The organism is Aureimonas endophytica, assembly GCF_014642635.1.
GTDB lineage: Bacteria > Pseudomonadota > Alphaproteobacteria > Rhizobiales > Rhizobiaceae > Plantimonas > Plantimonas endophytica.
Genome location: NZ_BMIQ01000005.1, coordinates 168,713 through 188,815, shown reverse-complemented (window position 1 = coordinate 188,815; position 20,103 = coordinate 168,713). Strand labels below are relative to the sequence as shown.

Annotated in this window: 15 protein-coding genes; 7 read left to right on the top strand and 8 right to left on the bottom strand. The window is 71.4% G+C overall.

Features of this window, described 5'->3' with window-relative positions; genetic code table 11:
* Nucleotides 1-39: 39 nt before the first annotated feature.
* Together IEY14_RS16550 and IEY14_RS16545 are read right to left on the bottom strand one after the other, a co-directional pair.
* A complete protein-coding gene (locus tag IEY14_RS16550) occupies nucleotides 40-1,125 on the bottom strand; it encodes an ABC transporter permease (protein ID WP_188910440.1) in 1,086 nt (361 codons plus the stop codon).
* Nucleotides 1,126-1,190: 65 nt separating this feature from the next.
* The gene (locus IEY14_RS16545; protein WP_373288997.1) at nucleotides 1,191-2,204 is read right to left on the bottom strand and encodes a substrate-binding domain-containing protein; all 1,014 of its coding nucleotides are present in this window, start codon (nucleotides 2,202-2,204) and stop codon (nucleotides 1,191-1,193) included.
* 242 nt (nucleotides 2,205-2,446) lie between these two features.
* On the opposite strand from IEY14_RS16545, the gene IEY14_RS16540 reads away from it, so the two are divergent.
* A complete protein-coding gene (locus IEY14_RS16540; protein ID WP_188910438.1) occupies nucleotides 2,447-3,682 on the top strand; it encodes an ROK family transcriptional regulator in 1,236 nt (411 codons plus the stop codon).
* Nucleotides 3,683-3,710: 28 nt separating this feature from the next.
* Here IEY14_RS16540 and IEY14_RS16535 read toward each other — a convergent pair whose 3' ends face one another.
* The 4 genes from IEY14_RS16535 to IEY14_RS16520 all read right to left on the bottom strand — a co-directional run bounded on the left by IEY14_RS16535 (nucleotide 3,711) and on the right by IEY14_RS16520 (nucleotide 8,368).
* Complete coding sequence (locus IEY14_RS16535) at nucleotides 3,711-5,234, bottom strand: sugar ABC transporter ATP-binding protein (protein ID WP_188910436.1); 1,524 nt, start codon at nucleotides 5,232-5,234, stop codon at nucleotides 3,711-3,713.
* Nucleotides 5,231-6,238: an ABC transporter permease gene (locus tag IEY14_RS16530; protein ID WP_188910435.1), complete on the bottom strand. Its 1,008-nt coding sequence runs from the start codon at nucleotides 6,236-6,238 to the stop codon at nucleotides 5,231-5,233. Before IEY14_RS16530 ends, IEY14_RS16535 begins: the two co-directional genes overlap by 4 nt.
* The gene (locus tag IEY14_RS16525) at nucleotides 6,235-7,266 is read right to left on the bottom strand and encodes an ABC transporter permease (RefSeq protein WP_188910433.1); all 1,032 of its coding nucleotides are present in this window, start codon (nucleotides 7,264-7,266) and stop codon (nucleotides 6,235-6,237) included. Before IEY14_RS16525 ends, IEY14_RS16530 begins: the two co-directional genes overlap by 4 nt.
* 79 nt (nucleotides 7,267-7,345) lie before the next feature.
* Complete coding sequence (locus IEY14_RS16520) at nucleotides 7,346-8,368, bottom strand: sugar ABC transporter substrate-binding protein (protein ID WP_188910431.1); 1,023 nt, start codon at nucleotides 8,366-8,368, stop codon at nucleotides 7,346-7,348.
* A gap of 139 nt (nucleotides 8,369-8,507) precedes the next feature.
* On the opposite strand from IEY14_RS16520, the gene IEY14_RS16515 reads away from it, so the two are divergent.
* Genes IEY14_RS16515 through IEY14_RS16500 form a run of 4 tightly spaced genes read left to right on the top strand, consistent with a single transcriptional unit; the run spans nucleotide 8,508 to nucleotide 12,560 of the window.
* Nucleotides 8,508-9,251 (top strand): GntR family transcriptional regulator, encoded by a 744-nt coding sequence (locus tag IEY14_RS16515; protein WP_188910429.1) that lies wholly within the window; start codon nucleotides 8,508-8,510, stop codon nucleotides 9,249-9,251.
* 31 nt (nucleotides 9,252-9,282) lie between these two features.
* Nucleotides 9,283-10,023 carry an SDR family NAD(P)-dependent oxidoreductase gene (locus IEY14_RS16510; RefSeq protein WP_188910427.1) on the top strand — a complete coding sequence of 247 codons (741 nt, stop codon included), beginning with the start codon at nucleotides 9,283-9,285 and terminating at the stop codon, nucleotides 10,021-10,023.
* Nucleotides 10,023-11,525 carry a mannitol dehydrogenase family protein gene (locus tag IEY14_RS16505; protein WP_188910425.1) on the top strand — a complete coding sequence of 501 codons (1,503 nt, stop codon included), beginning with the start codon at nucleotides 10,023-10,025 and terminating at the stop codon, nucleotides 11,523-11,525. The genes IEY14_RS16510 and IEY14_RS16505 overlap by 1 nt, the downstream gene beginning before the upstream one ends.
* Nucleotides 11,526-11,549: 24 nt before the next feature.
* Nucleotides 11,550-12,560 carry an aldo/keto reductase gene (locus IEY14_RS16500; protein ID WP_188910423.1) on the top strand — a complete coding sequence of 337 codons (1,011 nt, stop codon included), beginning with the start codon at nucleotides 11,550-11,552 and terminating at the stop codon, nucleotides 12,558-12,560.
* Between the two features lie 7 nt (nucleotides 12,561-12,567).
* Here IEY14_RS16500 and IEY14_RS16495 read toward each other — a convergent pair whose 3' ends face one another.
* Entirely contained in the window at nucleotides 12,568-13,773 is a 1,206-nt protein-coding gene (locus tag IEY14_RS16495; RefSeq protein WP_188910421.1) for a multidrug effflux MFS transporter, read from the bottom strand.
* A gap of 110 nt (nucleotides 13,774-13,883) precedes the next feature.
* Nucleotides 13,884-16,337: a putative bifunctional diguanylate cyclase/phosphodiesterase gene (locus IEY14_RS16490; protein WP_188910419.1), complete on the bottom strand. Its 2,454-nt coding sequence runs from the start codon at nucleotides 16,335-16,337 to the stop codon at nucleotides 13,884-13,886.
* A gap of 276 nt (nucleotides 16,338-16,613) precedes the next feature.
* Between IEY14_RS16490 and IEY14_RS16485 the strand changes: the two genes are divergently transcribed.
* Nucleotides 16,614-18,269, top strand: coding sequence for an NAD(P)/FAD-dependent oxidoreductase (locus IEY14_RS16485; RefSeq protein ID WP_188910417.1), 1,656 nt, complete (start codon nucleotides 16,614-16,616; stop codon nucleotides 18,267-18,269).
* Nucleotides 18,270-18,404: 135 nt separating this feature from the next.
* Nucleotides 18,405-20,084 carry a circadian clock protein KaiC gene (gene kaiC / locus IEY14_RS16480; protein ID WP_188910415.1) on the top strand — a complete coding sequence of 560 codons (1,680 nt, stop codon included), beginning with the start codon at nucleotides 18,405-18,407 and terminating at the stop codon, nucleotides 20,082-20,084.
* Nucleotides 20,085-20,103: the final 19 nt, after the last annotated feature.

Here is a 20,103-nt window from a genome sequence, read left to right as displayed (position 1 = left end):
TGCTGTCCGGTCAGGCGCGGCGGGGAAGGGGAGCGGGGCTCATGCCGAGACCTTGCGGATCCACTGGTCGACGCCCACCGCCGCGATGATCAGGATGCCGACGGCGAATTCCTGCCAGAGCGCGTCGAGGCCGGCGAGCGCCAGGCCGTTGCGGAAGACGCCGACGATCAGCGCCCCGACCAGGGTGCCGACGATGGTGCCGCGCCCGCCGAAGAGCGAGGTGCCGCCGATCACCGTCGCGGTGATGGAATCGAGATTGGCGGTCGCGCCGGAGGTCGGGCTGATGGCGCCGACGCGGCCGATGAGCGCGAAGGCGCCGATCGCCGAGATGAGGCCGGCCGAGGCATAGACGGCGAGGAGCACCCGCCTTGTGCGGATGCCGGCGAGCGTCGCCGCCTCCGGGTCGTCGCCCGTCGCATAGACGTGCCGCCCGAAGGCCGTCGAGTTGAGGACATACCAGACGACGGCGGCGAGGCCGAGCATCAAAAGCGTGCCGGCGGTGATCCGGGCGCCGCCGATCTGCATCGCCGCGCCCATCCATTGCAGCATCGGGGCGGAGGCGGCGACCTCCTGGGCGCGGATGGTCTGGCTGCCCGAATACCAGAGATTGAGCGCCCCGAAGACGCTCCAGCTGCCGAGCGTCACGATGAAGGGCGGCAGGCGGAAGGCGGTGACGAGCAGGCCATTGAGGAACCCGCAGCCGAGCCCGGTCAGCATGCCGATGGCGAAGGCGAGTTCCTGCGGCAGGCCGGCGAGGATGGCGAGGCGCCCCATCAGCGTCGAGGCGAGGACCATGATCGCGCCGACCGAGAGGTCGATGCCCGCCGTCAGGATGACCAGCGTCTGGGCGATGCCGATGATGCCGATGATCGTCACCTGCTGGAGGATCAGCGACAGGTTGAAGGGCTGGAAGAAGCGCGTGCCGACGATGGCGGAGAAGACCGCGATGCTGGCCGCGAGGACGATGAAGGGCACCAGCGTCGGATAGAGATGCAGGAAGCGCTGGAGGCGTTGCAGGGGCCCGCGCGGCGCGTCCTCGAACGCGGCCTCGCGCGTGTCGCTGCCGGCGAGCGCCCGCTCGAAGCCGGCGGGGCCGGAGGCTTGCGGATCGGGGACGGAATTCATGGCGCGGCCCTCTCATGGAACGGCCGCCGCCGGAGAAGCGGCGGCGGCCGGAAACGCGGCGGGCCTCAGCCCCAGCAGAGCTTCAGGGCCTCGTCGGAGGTGATCGAGGGCAGGCCGTCCACCGGCTTGTCGGTCACGAGCTTCACGCCGGTGTCGAAGAAGGCGAGGCCGGGCGTCGGCGCCACCGTCTTGCCCGACTTCACGTGGTCGACGATCGCCTGGACGCCGAGCGTCGCCATGTTCAGCGGAAACTGCATGGCGGTCGCGCCGATGACGCCGGCCTTGACGTTCTGGACGCCGGGGCAGCCGCCGTCCACGGAGGTGAGAAGGGTCGCGCCTTCCTTGCCCATCGCCTTCAGCGCCTCGTAGGCGCCCGCCGCCGTCGGCTCGTTGATCGTGTAGACGACGTTGGTCTCCGGGTCCTTCTGGAGCAGCGTCTCCATGCCGGTGCGCCCGCCTTCCTCCGAGCCCTTGCCCCATTGATGGCCGACGATGCGCGCATCGTCCTCGTCGAGATAGCGGCTCGTGTCCTTCGGATCGATGCCGAAGCCCTTCATGAAGCCCTGGTCGCGCGCCGCGTCGACGGTCGGCTGGTTCTCCAGGGCGTCGAGAAAGGCGACCTTGGCCTTGGACGTGTCGCCGAGCGTCTTCGCCGCCCAGGCGCCGATCATCTCGCCGGCCTTGAAATTGTCGGTGGCGAGCGTCGCGTCAGCCGCGTCCGGCGGATCGAGCGGGGTGTCGAGCGTCACGACATAGACGCCGGCCTTGCGCGCCTGCTCGACGGCCGGGACGATGCCCTTGGAATCGCTAGGCACGAGCAGGATGCCCTTGGCGCCGGCCGAGACGAGGTTCTCCACCGCCGTGACCTGGCTGTCATTGTCGCCGTCGAACTTGCCGGCATAGCTCTGGATCGTGACGCCGCCGATCTCCTTCGCCTTGGCGGTGGCGCCCTCGCGGATCTTGGCGAAGAAGGGATTGGCTTCGGTCTTGGTGACGACGCCGATCAGGATGTCCTCGGCGAAGGCCGATGCCGTCGGGCCGCAGAGCCCGAGGGCGAGGACGGTGCCGGCATAGGCCAGGGCGCGCAGGCGCCGCGGCGCGCCCTTGCGGGCCGCATCGAGCAAGTCGGTCAATGTTTCCTCCCCGAGAGCCGATCGCAGGGCGCGGGGCTCCCATCCCGCGCCTTCGGCTCAACAAGGGCAGGATGGCGCCATGATCGGCTCGGCGTCAATCGAAATGATCACAAGATATGCATTTTTTTAGACATAACCCTGACGGGTTGGAACGCGCTAGGCTTGGAGAACCGAAGAGGACGGACGGCATGACGGTGAAGGTGGAGGGCGCGCGCGCCGCGACGGGACGCGAGCCGGGGGCGGCGGCGGGGGGCGGCGAGCTTCTCGCGCTGATCGCCTCCGGCGAGGCGCGCTCGCGCTCGGCGCTGGCCGACCGCGCCGGCCTGTCGCGCGCCACGGTGGCGCAGCGCCTTTCGGCGCTTCTCGAAGCCGGGCTGGTCGAGGAGGCCGAGGAGACCTTGCCGAGCGGCGGCCGCCCGGCCCGGGTCCTGCGCCTTCGCGCCGGCTTCGCCGTGATCCTCGCCGCCGATCTCGGCGAAAGGCGCATCCGCCTCGCGGCGACCGATCTCGACGGGCGCATCCTCGAAGAAACGTCCGAGGCCATGGACCTGCGGCGCGGCCCGGAACCCGTGCTCGACTGGATGGCGCGGGGCTTTCGCGCGCTGCTGGCGCGGCTCGGCCGGGCGGCGGGCGAAGTTCTCGGCATCGGGCTCAGCCTGCCGGCGCCGGTGGATTTCGCGCGGGGGCGGGTCGTCGGCCCCTCCGTCATGCCGGGCTGGGACGAGTTCGACATCCGCTCCTGGCTGGAAGCGCGGCTCGGCGCGCCGGTCTTCGCCGAGAACGACGTCAATCTCCTGGCGCTCGCCGATCATCGCCGCCTGCGGCCCCTCGCGCGCGACGTCGTCTATGTGAAGATCGGCACCGGCATCGGCAGCGCCATCATCACCGATGGGCGCATCTATCGCGGGGCGCAGGGCGGCGCCGGCGATATCGGCCATATCCAGTTCCTGCGCGAGCCGGCCCCGCTCTGCCGCTGCGGCAAGGTCGGCTGCGTCGAGGCGCGGGCCGCCGGCTGGGCGATCGCGCGCGAGCTGCGGGCGGAAGGGATCGAGGCGCGCGAGGCGCGGGACGTCGTGGCGCTGATCCGCCTCGGCGAGCCGCTGGCGATCCATCTCGTGCGCGAGGCGGGCCGCATCCTCGGCGACGTGCTGGCGAGCGTCGTCAGCATCCTCAACCCCTCGACCATCGTCATCGGCGGGACGCTGGCCGATGCCGAGGACACCCTCCTCGCCGGCATCCGCGAGGTGATCTATCACCGCTCGCTGCCGCTCGCGACGCGCGAGCTGGCGATCGTGACGGCCCGTCCCTCGGGCGATGCCGGGATCACCGGCGCCGCGCTCCTCGTGCGCGAGACGCGGCTGGCGCCGGGCGCGGTCGAGGACGTGATCGCGCGCCACGGCGCGGCGCGGCGGTCGGCGCGCTGACCGAGCGCGGCCCCGCCGGGGCGGCGCGTCAGGCCGCCGCCTCGGTCCGGTGGATGAGGCCCATGATCGCCTCGCTCATCGTCTCGTAGACGCCGCTGTTCTGGATCTCGCCGTTGAGGCGGTAGCCGTCCATCACGGCGATGCGGTCGGCGAGGGCGATCATTTCCGGCATGTCGCTGGTGATGACGATCACCGCCGTGCCGGCGCTCGCCAGTTCCCTCAGGAGATCGTGCAGATAGGCCTTGGTCTTGATGTCGATGCCGACGGAGGGCTCGTCGACGATCAGGATCTTCACCCCCGCCGCCAGCCACTTGGCGACGCTGATCTTCTGCTGGTTGCCGCCGGACAGGAGGCCGACCGTCTGCGACAGGCTCGGCGTCTTCACCTCCAGCTTGTCGATGAAGGGGGCGACGGCGGCGCGCACGCGCCCGTTCGTCAGGAAGCCGAAGCGGCCGGACAGCGCCCGCCAGACGGCGATGCCGGCATTGTCGAGCACCGAATGGGCGAGAACCAGGCCGTTGCCCTTGCGGTCCTCGCTGACATAGCCGATCCGGTGGCGATGGATCGCCTCGGCGACGTCGCGGATCCGGGCGGGCCGCCCGGCCACCTCCACCGTGCCGGCGGTGATGGCGGACTGGCCGATGATGCAGCGGGCGAGCTCCGTGCGGCCGGCGCCGACGAGGCCGTAGAGGCCGAGGATCTCGCCTTCCTTCACCTCCAGATCGATGGCGCGATGGCCGAGCGCGGTCTCGACGCCGCGGAGCCTGAGGGCCACCGGCGCTTGCCGGGCCTTCGCGGCCCCGTCGCGGCGCGGGCTCTCGCTTTCGGCCCGGCCGATCATCAGGCGGACGATATCCTGCCGGCCCATGCCGGCCATCGACCGGCTGGCGCAGGCATTCGCCCCGTCGCGCAGCACCGTCACGCTGTCGCAGATCTCCTGCACCTCCTCCAGCTTGTGGCTGACGAAGAGAAGGCTCGCCCCGCCGTCGCGCAGGCGTTTCAGGAAGGCGAAGAGCCGGTCCGTCTCGTTGGAGGTGAGCGAGGCGGTCGGCTCGTCGAGAAGGAGGACGCGCGAGCGCAGCGACAGGGCCTTGGCGATCTCGACGAGCTGCATCTGGGCGACGCTGAGCCGCGAGACCGGCGTTCGCGGATCGATGTCGAGGCCGAGCATCTCCAGCCAGCGCGCCGCCTGCCGGTTCAGCTCGGCATGGTCGACCGGCTTCGTCAGGTGGCCGGCGATCTGTTCGAGATGGATGTTCTCGGCGACGGAGAAGCGCGGGATGAGATTGCGCTCCTGGTGCACGACGCCGATCCGCTGCGCGATCGCCTCGCGCGGATTGGCGAAGGCGACGGTCCGGCCGTCGAGGAGGAGCGTGCCGGCATCCGGCCGCTGCACGCCGGTGACGATCTTGATCAGCGTCGACTTGCCGGCGCCGTTCTCGCCGAGCAGCGCGTGGATGGAATGGGTGTCGAGCGTCAGCGAGACGCCCTTCAGCGCCTTGACGCCCGGAAAGGACTTCTCGATGCCACGCGCCTCGAAGATCGCCGTCATCGCGCCGCTCCCCGCCGGGTCGCCGCGAGCCTCGCCTCGCGCAGCCGGTTGAGCCCGACCGCCGCCAGGATCAGCGCGCCGAGCACGATCTGCACGAGGAAGGGATCGATGTTGAAGAGGACGAGGGCCTGGGTGATGATCGCGACGATGGCGGTGCCGAACAGCGTCGCCGCGACGCTGACATGGCCGCCGGCGAGGACCGCGCCGCCGATGACCGGGGCGGCGAAGGAGAGGATCAGCCAGTCGTCGCCGATGGTCGGCTGGCCGATCTGGAGGCGGGCGACGAGAAGGATGCCGGCGAGCGCGGCGAGCATGCCGGACAGGGCATGGGCGAAGACCACCGTCGGGCCGACCGAGACGCCGGAGAGCTCCGCCGCATGGGCGTTGCCGCCGACCGCCAGGACGAAGCGCCCGATCGGCAGGCGCGCCAGCATGAAGCTGAGGCCGAGCGCGACGAGGATCGTCGGCACGGCGAGCCAGGGCAGGGGGCCGAGGACGAGCGCCTGGCCGAAGGCCTTCACGCCCTCGGCGATGCCGTAGAAGGGCTCGGCCCGCGTGACGCCGAGATTGATGCCCTTGTAGATCGACAGGCTGGCGAGGGTGATGACGAAGGCGGAGATGCCGGTCCAGACGATGAAGAGCCCGTTCAGCGCGCCGCAGAGGAGGCCGACGAGCAGGGCGGCGCCGGCGGCGAGGGGCGCCGGCAGGCCGAACGCGTCCATCAGCCCGCCGAAGGTGATGGCGGAAAGGCCGCCGATGGCACCGACCGAGAGGTTCATCTGGCCGATGGCGATGATGATCATCTGCGAGAAGGCGATCAGCGCGTTCACCGCGATGGCCAGCGCCAGGATCTGGAGATTGAGCGGCGAGAGGAAGGAGGGGCTGAGCGCCCCGATCAGCGCCATGGCCGCGAGCGTGACGAGGCCGGGGCCGAACCAGTCGGCGCGCAGCAGCCGGGCGAGGGCGCCGTCCGGGCCGGCGGCGGGAAGGGCGGCGGGACTCATGCGAGATTCCTCCGGGCGAGATAGGAGCGGCGCGCCTTGTCGATCAGCACCGCGAGCAGCAGGAGCAGGCCGAGAAAGGACTGGATCCAGAACTCGCCGAGCTGGAGCAGGAGGAGCCCGCTCGTCAGCATGGTGACGAGGAGCGCGCCGAGCGCGGTGCCGATCACCGAGACCTTGCCGCCGTTCAGCAGCGTGCCGCCGAGGACGGGGCCGAGAAAGGCCGGCAGCAGCCAGTCCTGGCCGAGCTGGCCGGCCATGGAGGGGATCGCCGCGCCGTTGCGCGCGACGAGCATCAGCGCCGCGACGCCGGCGAGGAGGCCGGACAGGACGTGGCAGAGGACGAAGACGCGGCCGACGCGGATGCCGGAGAGTTCCGCCGCTTCCGGCCGCGCCCCCGCCGCCAGCATCTCGCGGCCGAGCGCGGTGAAGCGATAGAGATAGACGAGGGCGAGCATCACCGCGATGGTGACGAGGAGCAGCGGCGAGACGGTGCCGCCGAGCTTCGCCCGGCCGAAGGCGGCGAAGGCGGGCGGCAGCTGCCGGAAGGATTCCGCCCGCGTCAGGAAGATCATCGCGCCGAAGAAGATGCTCATCGTCGCCAGCGTGATGATGAAGCTGTGGAGGCCGGTGCGCACCACGGTCCAGCCGTTGACGAAGCCGAGCGCCGCGCCGAGGCCGAGCCCGCCGAGAAGGCCGAGCGGCCAGGGCAGGCCGAGCGTCTCCACGCCGTAGCCGCAGGCCATGGCGGCCGAGACGCCGATGGCGCCGACCGCAAGGTTGAGCCCGCCGGTGACGATCACCGCCATCATCGAAAGGCCGATGACGATGTTCACCGCCGCGGTGCGGCCGAGCGCGAAGAGGTTGAAGGGCGAGAGAAAGCCGTTCGCCAGCGTGGCGAAGAGGAGGCCGAAGAGGAGGATCAGCGCCAGAAGGCCGAATTCGTTGGTCAGCCAGAAGCCGGGCCTCGGCTCGCGGCGGGACCTTGCCGCGCGCGCCGGCGCGCCGGCGGGCGCTTCGTCGATCGTCATGGAGCGCTCCTCGAGCGGGCGGGTTCGAAACGGGAGGCGGCCGGCGCGGCGAGGGCCGGGCCGGCCGGACCTTCGGGCGTCAGGGGCAGGCGAGATAGGTGTCGCCGAAGCTGGCGAGCAGCGTCTTGGTCTTCTCGCGCATCGCGTCGACATAGGAGTCCACCTTGTCGGCCGCGACATAGATCGTGCCGGAATCGATGAACTTCGCCGTCAGCGCGTTCGACTTGAAGGGCGCGTCCGCCTTCACGGTGCAGCCCTTGCGCAGCTTGTCGAGCGCGAAGGCGCCGATATAGCCCTGGCCATAGGGATTCTGCAGCATGGTGCCCGAGACGAAGCCGTCCTTGATCGCCTTCAGCACCACCTCGTCATGGTCGATGCCGACCATCTTGATGCGCTTGTCGCCGATCTTGCGCAACGCGTTGGCGGCGACCACCGCCGGCACCCAGGCCGTCGTCACGATGCCGTCCACCTCGCCGGCATGGGCGGCGAGATAGGCGTTGATCTTCTCCTCCGCCGGCTCCGGCGCGTCGATGTCGGCGATGACCTGGACGACGGTCGCCCCGCCTTCCTTGGCCGCCTTCGCCACCGCGTCGATGCGCAGCTGCGTGTTCGGATCGACCAGGAAGCCGGTGAAATGGGCGATGCGCTTGCCGGGGCCGAGGATCTTCAGGAGTTCCTGCGTGCCGAGATAGGCCGAATTGCCGGTATCGGTGCCGAGACAGAAGGCGGCCTCGGACGGGTCCTTCAGGCAGCCGGCGCCGGTGACGACGGGCGCGCCGTTGCCGACGATCTCGGACACGGTGGAGACGGTGCCGACGCTGTCGCCCGGGAAGATCAGGAAGCCGTTATAACCCTGGCTCAGCATGCTTTCGAGCAGCTGGTTCTGCTGGCTGAGCTCCCATTTCTGCGGCACCTTGTAGTCGGCGCCGGAGAGGCCGAAATCCTTCGCCGCATCCTTCGCCGCCTGGTCCCAGGCCGCGAAATAGGGATGCGGGCCGCCGGGCACGAGGCCGATCCGGCTGTCGTCGGCGGCGAGCGCCCCGGTGCCGGACGATGCGAGTACGAGCGCGGCCGCCAGGGCCCGCCGGATGGAAATCGACATTTCTGGTCCTCCCCATGAATGACACGGCGCCGAATCGCGGCGATCCTCGTTTTCCGTCCCGGACCGCTCGCGACGCCTTGCGCTTCGCCCTGCGATCCTAGTATCCTTGTATCCAAGCTGCAACGGGAAATTCGCCCGCATGGTTTCGAACGTGACCGAGAGGCCGCCGATGGCGGGCGAGGAGGCGGAGGCGGGGGGGCTCGCCGATCTGCCCTTCGCGCTCGACCGGCGCCTGTCCATGGCCGACCAGGTCCATGCCGCCCTGCGCGAGGCGATCCTCACCGTGCGCCTTTCGCCCGGCGCGGCGATCAGCGAGAATTCCATCTGCCGCCAGTTCGCCGTGTCGCGCACGCCGGTGCGCGCCGCCATCCAGCGCCTCGGCGAGGAGGGGCTGGTCGAGGTCTTCCCGCAGCAGGGCAGCTTCGTCTCGCGCATCCGGCTCGGCGGCATCCACGACAGCCATTTCGTGCGCCGCACGCTGGAGGCGCAACTCCTGCGCGAGGCGGCGGCGCGCTGGACGCCGGCGGCGAGCCGGGCCCTTTCCGACTCGCTCGACGCGCAGAGCGCGGATATCGCGCGCGGCGATGTCGACGGCTTCCACCGCGACGACGAGCGCTTCCATCAGCTCATCGCCCTCCAGGCGGGCCGCGAGGGCGTCTGGCCGACGGTTCTCGCCGCCAAGACGCGGCTCACCCGCTTCATCCGCTTTTCCGGCAGCCCGGAGCGCCTGCCCGTCGTGGTGGAGGAGCATCGCCGCATCGTCGAAGCGCTGGACCGGGGCGACGCGCCGGCGGCGGAAGCGGCGCTGACCGCCCATCTCGACAAGATCTTCATTCTCTTCGAGCACCTGCCCGACGAGGAACGACGCCATTACGCGCCGTGAGCGGTAGGGCGCGCCAGGAAAAGGACAGGCCATGGATCTGAGCGGCAAGACGGCGGTGGTGACGGGCGCCTGCGGCGGCATCGGCCGCGCCATCGTCGCGGTGCTGAGGGCGGCCGGCGCCCGCGTCGCGCTGGTCGACCGGGAAGGCCAGGCGCTTCTCGAACAGGCGCTGGCGCTCGGCGACGGCGCCGCGCCCTTCGCGATCGACCTCGCCGATCCGGATGCCGTCGCGGCCGGCACGGGCGAGATCCTCGCCCGCTTCGGGCGCGTCGACATCCTCGTCAACAATGCCGGCATCCTGTCGCCGCACAAGCTGGAGGCGACGACGCTCGCCGAATGGCGCGCGCTGATGGCGGTCAATCTCGACGCGGCGCTGCTTCTCACCCAGGCCTTCGTCCCGGCGATGAAGGCGGCGGGCTGGGGCCGCCTCGTCAACATCGCCTCCTATGCCTGGAAGTCGGGCGGGCTGACGGCCGGCACCGGCTATGCCGTCTCCAAGGCGGCGCTGGTCGGGCTCACCTTCTCCTCGGCGCGCGAGCTCGCCGGCACCGGCATCACCGCCAATGCCGTCGCCCCCGCCTATGTCGTCTCGCCGATGATCCTCGAACAGCTGACGCAGGAGCAGCGCGACCGGCAGCTGAAGGCCATTCCCGTCGGCCGCTTCTGCGAGCCGGAGGAGGTGGCCCATGCCGTCGCCTTCCTCTCCTCGCCGCTCGCCGGCTTCATCACCGGCGAGGTGATCGACATGAACGGCGGCATGGAGTTCGGCTGATGCTGTCCTCGCCTTCGGAACCCGCCGCGACGGAGCGTCCGCGCCTCTCGGAAGGGGCGCTCGACCGCCTGCCGCCGGCGATCGGCCGCCCGCGCTACGATCGCGCCGCCGCCCGGCCCGGCATCGTGCATCTCGGCCTCGGCGCCTTCCATCGCGGCCATCAGGCCGTCTTCGCCGACGACGCGCTCCGGCGCGGCGACATGGGCTGGGGCATCGTCGCCGCCTCGCTGCGCTCGCCCGAGACGCGCGACGCGCTGTGCCCGCAGGACGGTCTCTACACCTTCGCGCTGCGCGACGGGGCGAGCGTCTCCGCCCGCGTCGTCGGCTCGCTCCTCAGGATCATCGTCGCGCCGGAGGAGCCGGAGGCGCTGATCGCCGCCCTCGCCGATCCGGCGGTGAAGCTCGTCACCCTGACGATCACCGAGAAGGGCTACGGTATCGACCGCGCGACCGGCCGGCTCGACCGCGCCGACCCGGCCGTCGCCGCCGATCTCGCCGCGTTTGGCCCGCCGGTCTCGGCGCTCGGCTTCCTCGCCGCCGGCCTCGACCGGCGCCGGCAGGCGGGCGCGCCGCCGCTCACCATCGTCTCCTGCGACAACCTGCCGAAGAACGGCGCGATGCTGCGCGCCGTGCTGACGGAATTCGCCGCCGCCCGCGACCCGGCGCTCCGCTCCTATATCGAGGAGACGATCGCCTTTCCCTCCGCCATGGTGGATCGCATCGTGCCGGCGACGACCGAGGCCGATCGCCGCGAGGTCGCGGCGCTGACGGGCCTTTTCGACGCCTGGCCGGTTCTCGCCGAGCCGGCCTTCGACTGGATCGTCGAGGACCGTTTCGCCGGCGAGCGCCCGCCCTTCGAGGCGAGCGGCGTGCGCTTCGTCGCCGATGTCGAGCCCTACGAGCACATGAAGCTGCGCCTCCTCAACGGCGCCCATACCGCGATCGCCGCGATCGGCCGGCTCGCCGGCTTCGAGACCGTGCCGCAGGCCGTCGCCCATCCGGGCGTGCGGCGCTTCCTCGAACGCTACTGGGCCGAGACGGAGCCGACGCTCGCGATCGACGCCGCGACGGCCGCCGCCTATCGCGCGGCGCTCCTGCCGCGCTTCGCCAATCCGGCCTTGCCGCACCGCACCGCGCAGATCGCGACGGATGCCTCGCTGAAGGTGCCGCAGCGCCTCGTCAGCCCCGCCCGCGAGCGGCTGGCGCGCGGGGAGGGGATCGAGGCGCTGGTCTTCGCCGTCGCCGCCTGGATCCGCTCCTCGTCCGGCGAGAACGATGCGGGACAGGCCTTCGCCGTCGCCGATCCCGCGCTTCTCGCCTGGCCCGGCCGGCCCGCGCCGCGTCTCGGCCCGGAGGCGGAGACGGAGGCCTTTCTGCGCTTCGAGGCCGTGTTCGGCGCCGATCTGCCGAAGGATCCGCGCTTCGCCGTGCCGCTCAGCCGCGCCGTCGCCGATATCGCCGCCGAGGGCGTCCTCGCCGCCATGGCGGCCCGCTTCGGCTGATCCGTCCCGCTTGAGAGATTTCGCATGAAGATCACCGATACGAGAACGCTCGCCCGCGCCGACATCGCGCTCACCGCCCTCGGCCTCGGCTGCGCCCAGATGGGCCATCTCCTGAAGCACACGCCCTTCGCGGACGCGCAGGCGACGGCCGAGGCCGCCTGGGACCTCGGCATCCGCTATTTCGACACGGCGCCCTTCTACGGCTTCACCCGCTCCGAGCGCCGGCTCGGCGCCCTGATGGACGACCGGCCGCGCGCCGAGTTCCGCCTGTCGACCAAGGTCGGCCGGCTGATGGTGCCGGAGCCGGCGCCGCGCGCCGAGGATGCGGGCTTCGTCGATCCGAGCCCCTTCGTCCAGCTCTACGACTATTCCTACGACGCGATCCTCCGAGCCTTCGAGGCGAGCCGGCAGCGCCTCGGCCTCGCCAGGATCGACATCCTCTATGTCCACGACATCGAGACGGGCGTCCATGGCGAGGCGCATGGCCGGCACTGGGCGGCGCTGACCAAGGGCGGCGGCTTCCGGGCGCTGAGCGAACTGCGCGAGGCCGGCGCGATCGGCGCCTTCGGCCTCGGCGTCAACGACGCGCAGGCGGTGCGCGACGCGCTGGAGGAATGCGATCTCGACGTCTCGATGCTGGCCGGCCGCTACACGCTGCTCGAACAGGAGAGCCTCGACCTCCTCGCCGCCTGCCACGCGCGGGGCGCCGGCATCGTCGCGGCCGGCGTCTTCAATTCCGGCATCCTCGCCGGCAACGGCAATTTCAACTACGGCACGGCGCCGGAGGCGATGATCCGGCGCACCGAGGGGCTGCGCGGCGTCGCGGCCGAGTTCGGCATTCCCCTCCAGGCGGCGGCGCTGCAATTCCCGCTCGCCCATCCGGCGGTGGTCTCGGTCGTCGTCGGCGCCCGCAACGCCGCCCAGATCCGCGCCAACGCGGCCTGGTTCGAGACACAGATCCCGCCGGACTTCTGGACCGCCCTTACCGAACGCGGCCTCCTCGCCGAAGGCGTGCCGCATCCGGGCGCCGGCTGAGCGGCCCTCAGCCGGTCTTTTCCGCCGCCGCCACGGGCACGCGGCGGAAGGCGGCGAGGCCGACCAGGGCGGCGCAGGCGCCGCAGAGGGCGATCGCCGCCACCATCGGCAGCGGCGTGTCGTCGAAGAAGGGCGCCAGCAGCGTCACCACCAGGCTGCCCGTCACCATCTGCAGCGTGCCGCTCAGCGAGGAGGCGAGGCCCGCGATCTCGCCATGTTCCTCGATCGCCATCACGAACGCCACCGGCATCACCAGGCCGAGAAAGGCGTTGGCGACGAAGAGCAGGCCGATGATCACCGGCAGCGTGCCGAAGCCGAGGCCGGTGAGGACGAGGAGAGCGAGCGTCGTCGCCGCGAAGCCGACGAGCGGATAGCGCACCATCGCCATCACGCCGAAGCGCTCGGTGAGGCCGGCGGCGGCCTGGCTCGCGGCGAAGAAGCCGAAGGCGTTCGTCGCGAAGGCGAGCGCGAACTCGGTCTGCCCGAGCCCGAAATGGATCGTGTAGACGAAGGAGGCGGCGGCGATGAACACGAAGAAGCTGCCGAAGCCGAAGGCGCTGACGAAGCTGAGGCTCATGAAGACCGGATCGGCGAGGAGCACCCGGCACCCCCGCGCCATGGAGCGCAGGTTCACCGGCGTCCGGTTCCGGGCGTCGAGCGTCTCGGGCAGCGCCAGGAGCGTCACGAGAAGGCTCATGACGCCGATGCCGACGAGAATGGCGAAGACCAGCCGCCAGCCGCCATGGACGAGGACGAGCGAGCCGACCAGCGGCGCCAGCATCGGCGAGACGGCGATGACCAGCATCACCATGGCGAGAAGGCGGGTCGCCTCCGCGCCGGTGAAGCGGTCGCGCGCGATGGCGCGCGGCACGACGCCGACCGAGGCCGCGCCGATCCCCTGCACGACGCGCCCGGCGAGCAGCCAGCCGAGCGAGGGGGCGAGCGCGCAGCCGATGCTGCCGAGGATGAAGAGCGCGATGCCGGCGACGAGCGGCGGCTTGCGGCCATAGGCGTCGGCCATCGGCCCCCAGATGAACTGCGTCACGCCGAAGGCGAGGAGATAGAGCGTGATCGAGAGCTGCACGGCGGTGGCGGAGACGCCGAGCGACTGGCCGATCTCCGGCATGGCCGGCAGGTACATGTCGATCGAGAAGGGTCCGACGGCCGACAGGAGACCGAGAACGAGGGCCGAGCGGAAGAGCGAGGAATGCATGAGGGCTCCGAGGCGTCTGGCGATGGCGGGGGCCGTGGCCCCGGCGGCGGCGCCGATGGGCGGCGAGCCGGGGCGCGGGGCCCGGGCGCCGGGCGGCGGGGCGGTTCCGTCTAGCGGTTCGACCGCCGCTCGCCGGCAGGCATAGCCGAAGCGGAGCGTTCGAGAAAGGCGGGCACCTCGGCGGCGGGCATCGGCCGGGCGAAGAGATAGCCCTGGCCCTCGCCGCAGCCGGCGAGCCTCAGGGCCTGGACCTGGTCCTCGGCCTCCACGCCCTCGGCGACCGCCGCCATGCCGAGGCTGCGGGCGAGCCCCGCCACCGCATGGACGATGGCCGCCGAGCCCCGGTCGGAGCCGAGGCGGCAGACGAAGGACCGGTCGATCTTCAGGCAGGACACGGGAAAGCGCTGGAGATGGGCGAGCGAGGCGTAGCCCGTGCCGAAATCGTCGAGCGCGATGGCGATGCCGGCCCCGGCGAGGCGGCGCAAGGGCGGCTCGACCAGCGCGCCGCTCTCGTCGAGAAGCACGCGCTCCGTCACCTCGATCTGCAGGGTGCCGGCGGGCAGGCCCGCCCCGGCGAGCGCGCCGAGGATGCGGTCGGCGAGACAGGCGCCGTGCCGGTCGCGCTGGAATTCCGGCGAGCCGACATTCAGGGCGACGTGACCGAATTCGACGCCGCGCCGGCGCCAGTCCGTCATGTCCGCCAGGAGGCGCGCCAGCATCCGCTCGCCGATCCGCAGGGCCAGGTCGGAATCCTCGAAGGCCTCGGCGAGGGCCGCCGGCGGATGGCAGGTGCCGGCCGCGTCGCGCCAGCGCAGCAACGCCTCGAAACCGGTGACGCGCATCGTGTCGAGGGCGAGTTTCGGCTGGTAGAAGGGCAGAATGTCGTCGCGCTCGAGGAGCGTGCGGGCGAGCTGGAGCGCCGTCAGCCGCCGGGTCGAGGCGCCGCGCAGGCCCGGGCCGAAGCCGGCGAGGCCGTTCCGGCCGGCGGCCTTCACGGCATAGAGCGCCAGATCGGCATTGCGCACCAGCGCCTCGGGGTCCGGGTCATGCGTCGGGAACTCGGCGAAGCCGATGCTGGCCGAACCCTCGATCTCGATCCCGCCATGGCGGATCGGCCGGCGCAGGGCATGGAGGGCGGCCTCGGCCACCGCCTCGGCCCGCGCCGCGCCGCCGAGCGGCAGGACGATGCCGAATTCGTCGCCGCCGAAGCGCGCCACCGTCGCGTCCGGCGGCGCGGCACGGCTGAGCCGCGCCGCCGCCTCGCGGAGCACCGCGTCGCCGGCCTCGTGGCCATAGGTGTCGTTGATGCCCTTGAAGCGGTCGAGATCGACGAGGATCAGCGCGAGCCGCCCGCCCTGGCGCCGCGCCGCCGCCAGCGCCTCCGCCTGCCGGATCTGGAACAGCGCCCGGTTGGCGATGCCGGTCAGCCCGTCGGTATGGGCGGCGCGCCAGATCTCGTGCTCGGCCGCCTTGCGCCGGGTGATGTCCTGGAGCGTGCCGAGATGACGCTGGAGGCGCCCCTCGCCATCGCGGATCGCCCGGTCGCGCCCCTCGATCCAGCGCTCCTCGCCGGAGGGCAGGCGAAGGCGGAAGGTGCTGATCCGGCCCGCCCCTTGCGCCGCGACGGCGGCGAATTCGGCATCGACGCGGCGGCGGTCCTCGGGATGGATGTGGCGCAGGAAGGCTTCGTGGCCGGGCGCCGTGCCGGGCGGCAGGCCGAGCATCGCGGGGAGTTCGGCCGACCAGGTCTGCATGCCGGTCGCGACGTCGAGATCCCAGGTGGCGAGGCCCGTCGCCTCGATGGCGAGGCGCAGCCGTTCCTCGCTCGCCCGCACGGCCTCGGCCGCGACGCGCCGCTCGTGGATGTCGCTGATCAGCCCGACCCAGTCGGTCACGCCGCCGTCCTCGGCGAGAAGCGGCACGGCATGGTCGTCGACCCAGCGCCATTCGCCGCTGCGGTGGCGCAGGCGATATTCGATGAGGAAGGCCGCGTTGCCGGCCATCGCCGCGTCGGTGCGGCGCTTGGCCTCGGCGCGGTCGTCGGGATGGAGGAAGTTCAGCCAGTCCTCGGCGGCCTCGGGATCGTCGGTTTCGCCGGTGAAGGCGGCCCAGCCCCGGCGCTCGGTGACGGCGGTGCGGGTGTCGAGGTGCCAGACGATCTCGGAGGTCGCCTTGATCAGCGTCTCGTTGAGGCCGGCCGAACGGTCGAGGGCGAGCGCCGCCCGCCGCTCGGCGGCGCCGGAGCGCGACAGGGCGAGGACGCGCCCGTCCCCGGCGCCGGGGATCGGCAGGACGAGGCTTTCCCAGGGCTCCTCGGCGGCGCCCGCGCCCTGTCGCGTCGTGCGCAGCCGCGCCTCGGCGCCGTCGCGGGCCTCGGCCAGCGCCGCCTCGGCCGCCGCATGGCAGGGCCCCGACCAGAGCTCGACCCAGCGCGTGCCCGGCGCCGGGGCGAAGGCCGATGCCGCCGCGGCGTTGAGGCGCAGGAGCCCGCCATCCGCGGCGATCACGGCGATGCAGTCGGCGGTGCGCTCGAAGGCGAGCGCCAGGATCTCAGGCTCGTTCATGCTGGACGAAGGGCTGTCGGGGTCTCGGTCCTCATGGATGCCGCGTCGGCAAAAGCCGTTGCGGGACAAGAGCCTAGCCCGCAATTATGAACGCGAGCCTACGCGCGGCCAAAGCCATGGGAATTCATGCCTGCGCGGGCCTTCTTTGATCTTTGCCGGCTCCGTTTCCGCGCCCGCCCCCGTCGCCGAGCCCGGAGGGTGGAGCGGCGATCCGGGCCGGGCATGCGGATCGCCTTCCGTCTGGCGCGCGCCGGGACGAGCGGCTAAGACGCCGCCATGCTCCGTCTTTCCGAACTCAGACTGCCGCTCGGCCATGCGCCGGAGGCGCTCCTGCCCGCGATCCGCGCCCGGCTCGGCCTCCGCGAGGGCGAGCTTCTCGGCCATGTCCTGGTGCGGCGCGCCCATGACGCGCGCAAGAAATCCGCGATCGTGATGGTCTATACCGTCGATCTGGACCTTGCCGACGAGGCCGCCGTCCTCGCCCGCTTCCCGGGCGATCCGAATGTCCGGCCACGGCCGGAGACCGACTACCGCTACGTGACGCGGGCGGCGCCCGGCGAGAGCCGGCGCCCGGTCGTCGTCGGCGCCGGACCCTGCGGCCTCTTCGCCGGGCTGATCCTGGCGCGGATGGGCTTTCGCCCGATCATTCTCGATCGCGGCAAGGTGGTGCGCGAGCGCACCAAGGACACCTGGAGCCTCTGGCGCCGCCGCGAGCTGCAGCCGGAATCCAACGTGCAATTCGGCGAGGGCGGCGCCGGCACCTTCTCGGACGGCAAGCTCTGGAGCCAGGTGAAGGACCCGCGCCATCTCGGCCGCAAGGTGCTGACCGAATTCGTCGCGGCGGGCGCGCCGGCGGAAATCCTCACCGAGGCTCATCCCCATATCGGCACCTTCCGCCTCGTCTCCATGGTGGAGGCGATGCGCCGCACGATCGAGGATCTCGGCGGCGAATACCGCTGGCAGACCCGCGTCGAGGATGTCGAGCTCATGACGCGGCCGGACGGCACGCGCCGGCTCGCCGCGCTGCATCTCTCCACCGGCGAGCGCCTTGCGGCGGAGGCAGTGGTGCTGGCCATCGGCCACAGCGCGCGCGACACCTTCGCGATGCTCCACGAGCGCGGCGTCCATGTCGAGGCGAAGCCCTTCTCGATCGGGGTGCGCATCGAGCATCCGCAGTCCTGGATCGACCGCGCCCGCTTCGGCGCCTGCGCCAGGCATCCGGATCTCGGCGCGGCGGCCTATACGCTGTCGCATCATTGCCGCAACGCACGCACCGTCTACAGCTTCTGCATGTGCCCGGGCGGGCGGGTGGTCGCCGCGACCTCCGAGGAAGGGCGCGTCGTCACCAACGGCATGAGCCAATATTCGCGGGCCGAGTTCAACGCCAATTCCGGCCTCGTCGTCGGCATCGATCCCGAGCGCGACTATCCCGGCCACCCGCTGGCCGGCATCGCGCTCCAGCGCGAGCTGGAGGCCCGCGCCTTCGCGGCCGGCGGCGGCGACTATTCGGCCCCCGCCCAGACGGTGGGCGATCTCCTGGCGGGCCGGCCCTCGGCGGCGCTCGGCACGGTCGCGCCCTCCTACAAGCCGGGCGTGACGCCGACGGATCTCGCGGAATGCCTGCCGCCCTTCGTGATCGAGGCCTTCCGCGAGGCGCTGCCGGTCTTCGGCCGCCAGATCGCCAATTACGACCATCCCGACGCGGTGATGACCGGCGTCGAGACGCGCACCTCCTCGCCGGTGCGCATCCGCCGGGGCGCGGATTTCCAGAGCATCAACGTCGCGGGCCTGTTTCCGGCGGGCGAGGGGGCGGGCTATGCCGGCGGCATCCTTTCGGCGGCGATCGACGGGATCAAGGTCGCGGAGGCGGTGGGACTGGCGCTCGCGGGCGAAGAGGCGCCGGCGGCGCGCTGCCTCGCGCCCGCGCGATAGCGCGCGGACGCGGCGCGTCAGCCCCGGACAAGCCGATTCATCGTTCCCGAAAACCCGATCGGTTCGAAGCGAAGCGCGTGTTGGCAAGCCCTTCGCCGTCCTCTAACAGGAAGCGTTTGCAGGGGATTTCGCGGCATGGCGTCGAGTGAAGGCATCACCAAGTCGCGGACCGGGATCGACGGCTTCGACGAACTGACCCTCGGCGGGCTGCCGACGGGGCGTCCGACGCTGGTCTGCGGCTCGGCCGGCTGCGGCAAGACGCTCTTCGCCTCCACCTTCCTCATCCACGGCGCCCGCGACTATGGCGAGCCGGGCGTCTTCGTGACCTTCGAGGAACGGCCGACCGACATCATCTCCAACGTCGCCTCGCTCGGCTTCGGGCTGGACGCCCTGGTGGAGGAGGGGCGGATCGTCATCGAGCATATCGCGGTGGACGCGTCCGAAGTGGCGGAGATCGGCGAGTTCGACCTCGAAGGCCTGTTTCTGCGCCTCGAACTCGCCATCGATCAGGTCGGCGCCAAGCGCATCGTGCTGGACACGATCGAGAGCCTGTTCTCGGCCTTCACCAACGAGGCGATCCTCCGGGCCGAGATCCGCCGGCTCTTCGACTGGCTGAAGGACCGGGGCGTCACCGCCGTCATCACCGGCGAGCGCGGCGACGGCACGCTGACGCGGCAGGGGCTGGAGGAATACGTCTCCGACTGCGTGATTCTGCTCGACCATCGCGTGTCGAGCCAGGTCTCGACCCGGCGGCTGCGGATCGTCAAGTATCGCGGCACGGCGCATGGCACGAACGAATATCCGTTCCTCATCGACGAGGAGGGCTTCAGCGTGCTGCCGGTCAGCGCGCTCGGCCTCGAACATCAGGTGTCGGAGGAGCGGATCTCGACCGGCATCGCCGATCTCGACGCGATGCTGACGGGCGGCGGCTTCTTCCGGGGCAGCAGCGTGCTCGTCACCGGCGTCGCGGGCTCGGGCAAGAGCTCGCTCTCGGCCAGCATCGCGGATGCCGCCTGCCGGCGCGGCGAGAAGGCGCTCTATTTCTCGTTCGAGGAATCGGCGGCGCAGACGGTGCGCAACATGCGCTCCATCGGGATCGATCTCGGGCGCTGGATCGAGGCGGGGCTTCTCCACCACATCGCGGCGCGGCCGACCTTCTACAGCCTGGAGATGCATCTGGCGATGATGCTGCGCGAGATCGCGCGCCATCGCCCCCGGACCGTGATCCTCGATCCGATCTCGGCCTTTCTCGGCTCGGGCGAGGACCGAGAGGTCCATGCGATGCTCTTGCGCATCGTCGACTATCTGAAGGTCGAGGGCATCAGCGGCATCTTCACCCATCTCGCCCATGTCGCGACGGCGCTCGAAACGGAGGCGGGCCTTTCCTCGCTGATGGATGCCTGGATCCTCCTGCTCAACCGCGAGGCCAATGGCGAGTTCAACCGCGAACTCTATCTCCTGAAGGCAAGGGGCATCGCCCATTCCAATCAGGTGCGCGAATTCGTCATGAGCGAGAAGGGCATCCGTCTCGTCGCACCCTATATCGGCGAGGGCGTCGTCCTCACCGGCTCGGCCCGGCGGGCGGAGGAGGCGCGGGAGCGGCGCGAGGAGGCGCGGCGCCGCGCCGAGGCGGAGCGGCGTCAGGCCGAGGTCGCGCAGCGGCGGCAACGCACCCTCGCCCAGATCGAGGCGCTGCGCGCCGAGATCGCGGCCGACGAGGCCGAGCTGCGCCATCTCGTAGCGGACGAGGAAGATTACGGGCGGCAGGCCGAGGCGGACGCATCCGCCATGGCCGAGGCGCGGCAGGTTCGATGAGGCGGCGCGGCGCCGCGCC

Excerpts from the sequence above, each read along its gene's own strand:
- kaiC (WP_188910415.1), top strand. The coding sequence starts at position 18,405 with ATGGCGTCGAGTGAAGGCATCACCAAGTCGCGGACCGGGATCGACGGC.
- IEY14_RS16495 (WP_188910421.1), bottom strand. The coding sequence starts at position 13,773 with ATGCATTCCTCGCTCTTCCGCTCGGCCCTCGTTCTCGGTCTCCTGTCG.
- IEY14_RS16485 (WP_188910417.1), top strand. The coding sequence starts at position 16,614 with ATGCTCCGTCTTTCCGAACTCAGACTGCCGCTCGGCCATGCGCCGGAG.
- IEY14_RS16505 (WP_188910425.1), top strand. The coding sequence starts at position 10,023 with ATGCTGTCCTCGCCTTCGGAACCCGCCGCGACGGAGCGTCCGCGCCTC.
- IEY14_RS16525 (WP_188910433.1), bottom strand. The coding sequence starts at position 7,266 with ATGACGATCGACGAAGCGCCCGCCGGCGCGCCGGCGCGCGCGGCAAGG.
- IEY14_RS16500 (WP_188910423.1), top strand. The coding sequence starts at position 11,550 with ATGAAGATCACCGATACGAGAACGCTCGCCCGCGCCGACATCGCGCTC.
- IEY14_RS16510 (WP_188910427.1), top strand. The coding sequence starts at position 9,283 with ATGGATCTGAGCGGCAAGACGGCGGTGGTGACGGGCGCCTGCGGCGGC.
- IEY14_RS16490 (WP_188910419.1), bottom strand. The coding sequence starts at position 16,337 with ATGAACGAGCCTGAGATCCTGGCGCTCGCCTTCGAGCGCACCGCCGAC.
- IEY14_RS16515 (WP_188910429.1), top strand. The coding sequence starts at position 8,508 with ATGGTTTCGAACGTGACCGAGAGGCCGCCGATGGCGGGCGAGGAGGCG.
- IEY14_RS16520 (WP_188910431.1), bottom strand. The coding sequence starts at position 8,368 with ATGTCGATTTCCATCCGGCGGGCCCTGGCGGCCGCGCTCGTACTCGCA.
- IEY14_RS16530 (WP_188910435.1), bottom strand. The coding sequence starts at position 6,238 with ATGAGTCCCGCCGCCCTTCCCGCCGCCGGCCCGGACGGCGCCCTCGCC.
- IEY14_RS16535 (WP_188910436.1), bottom strand. The coding sequence starts at position 5,234 with ATGACGGCGATCTTCGAGGCGCGTGGCATCGAGAAGTCCTTTCCGGGC.
- IEY14_RS16550 (WP_188910440.1), bottom strand. The coding sequence starts at position 1,125 with ATGAATTCCGTCCCCGATCCGCAAGCCTCCGGCCCCGCCGGCTTCGAG.
- IEY14_RS16540 (WP_188910438.1), top strand. The coding sequence starts at position 2,447 with ATGACGGTGAAGGTGGAGGGCGCGCGCGCCGCGACGGGACGCGAGCCG.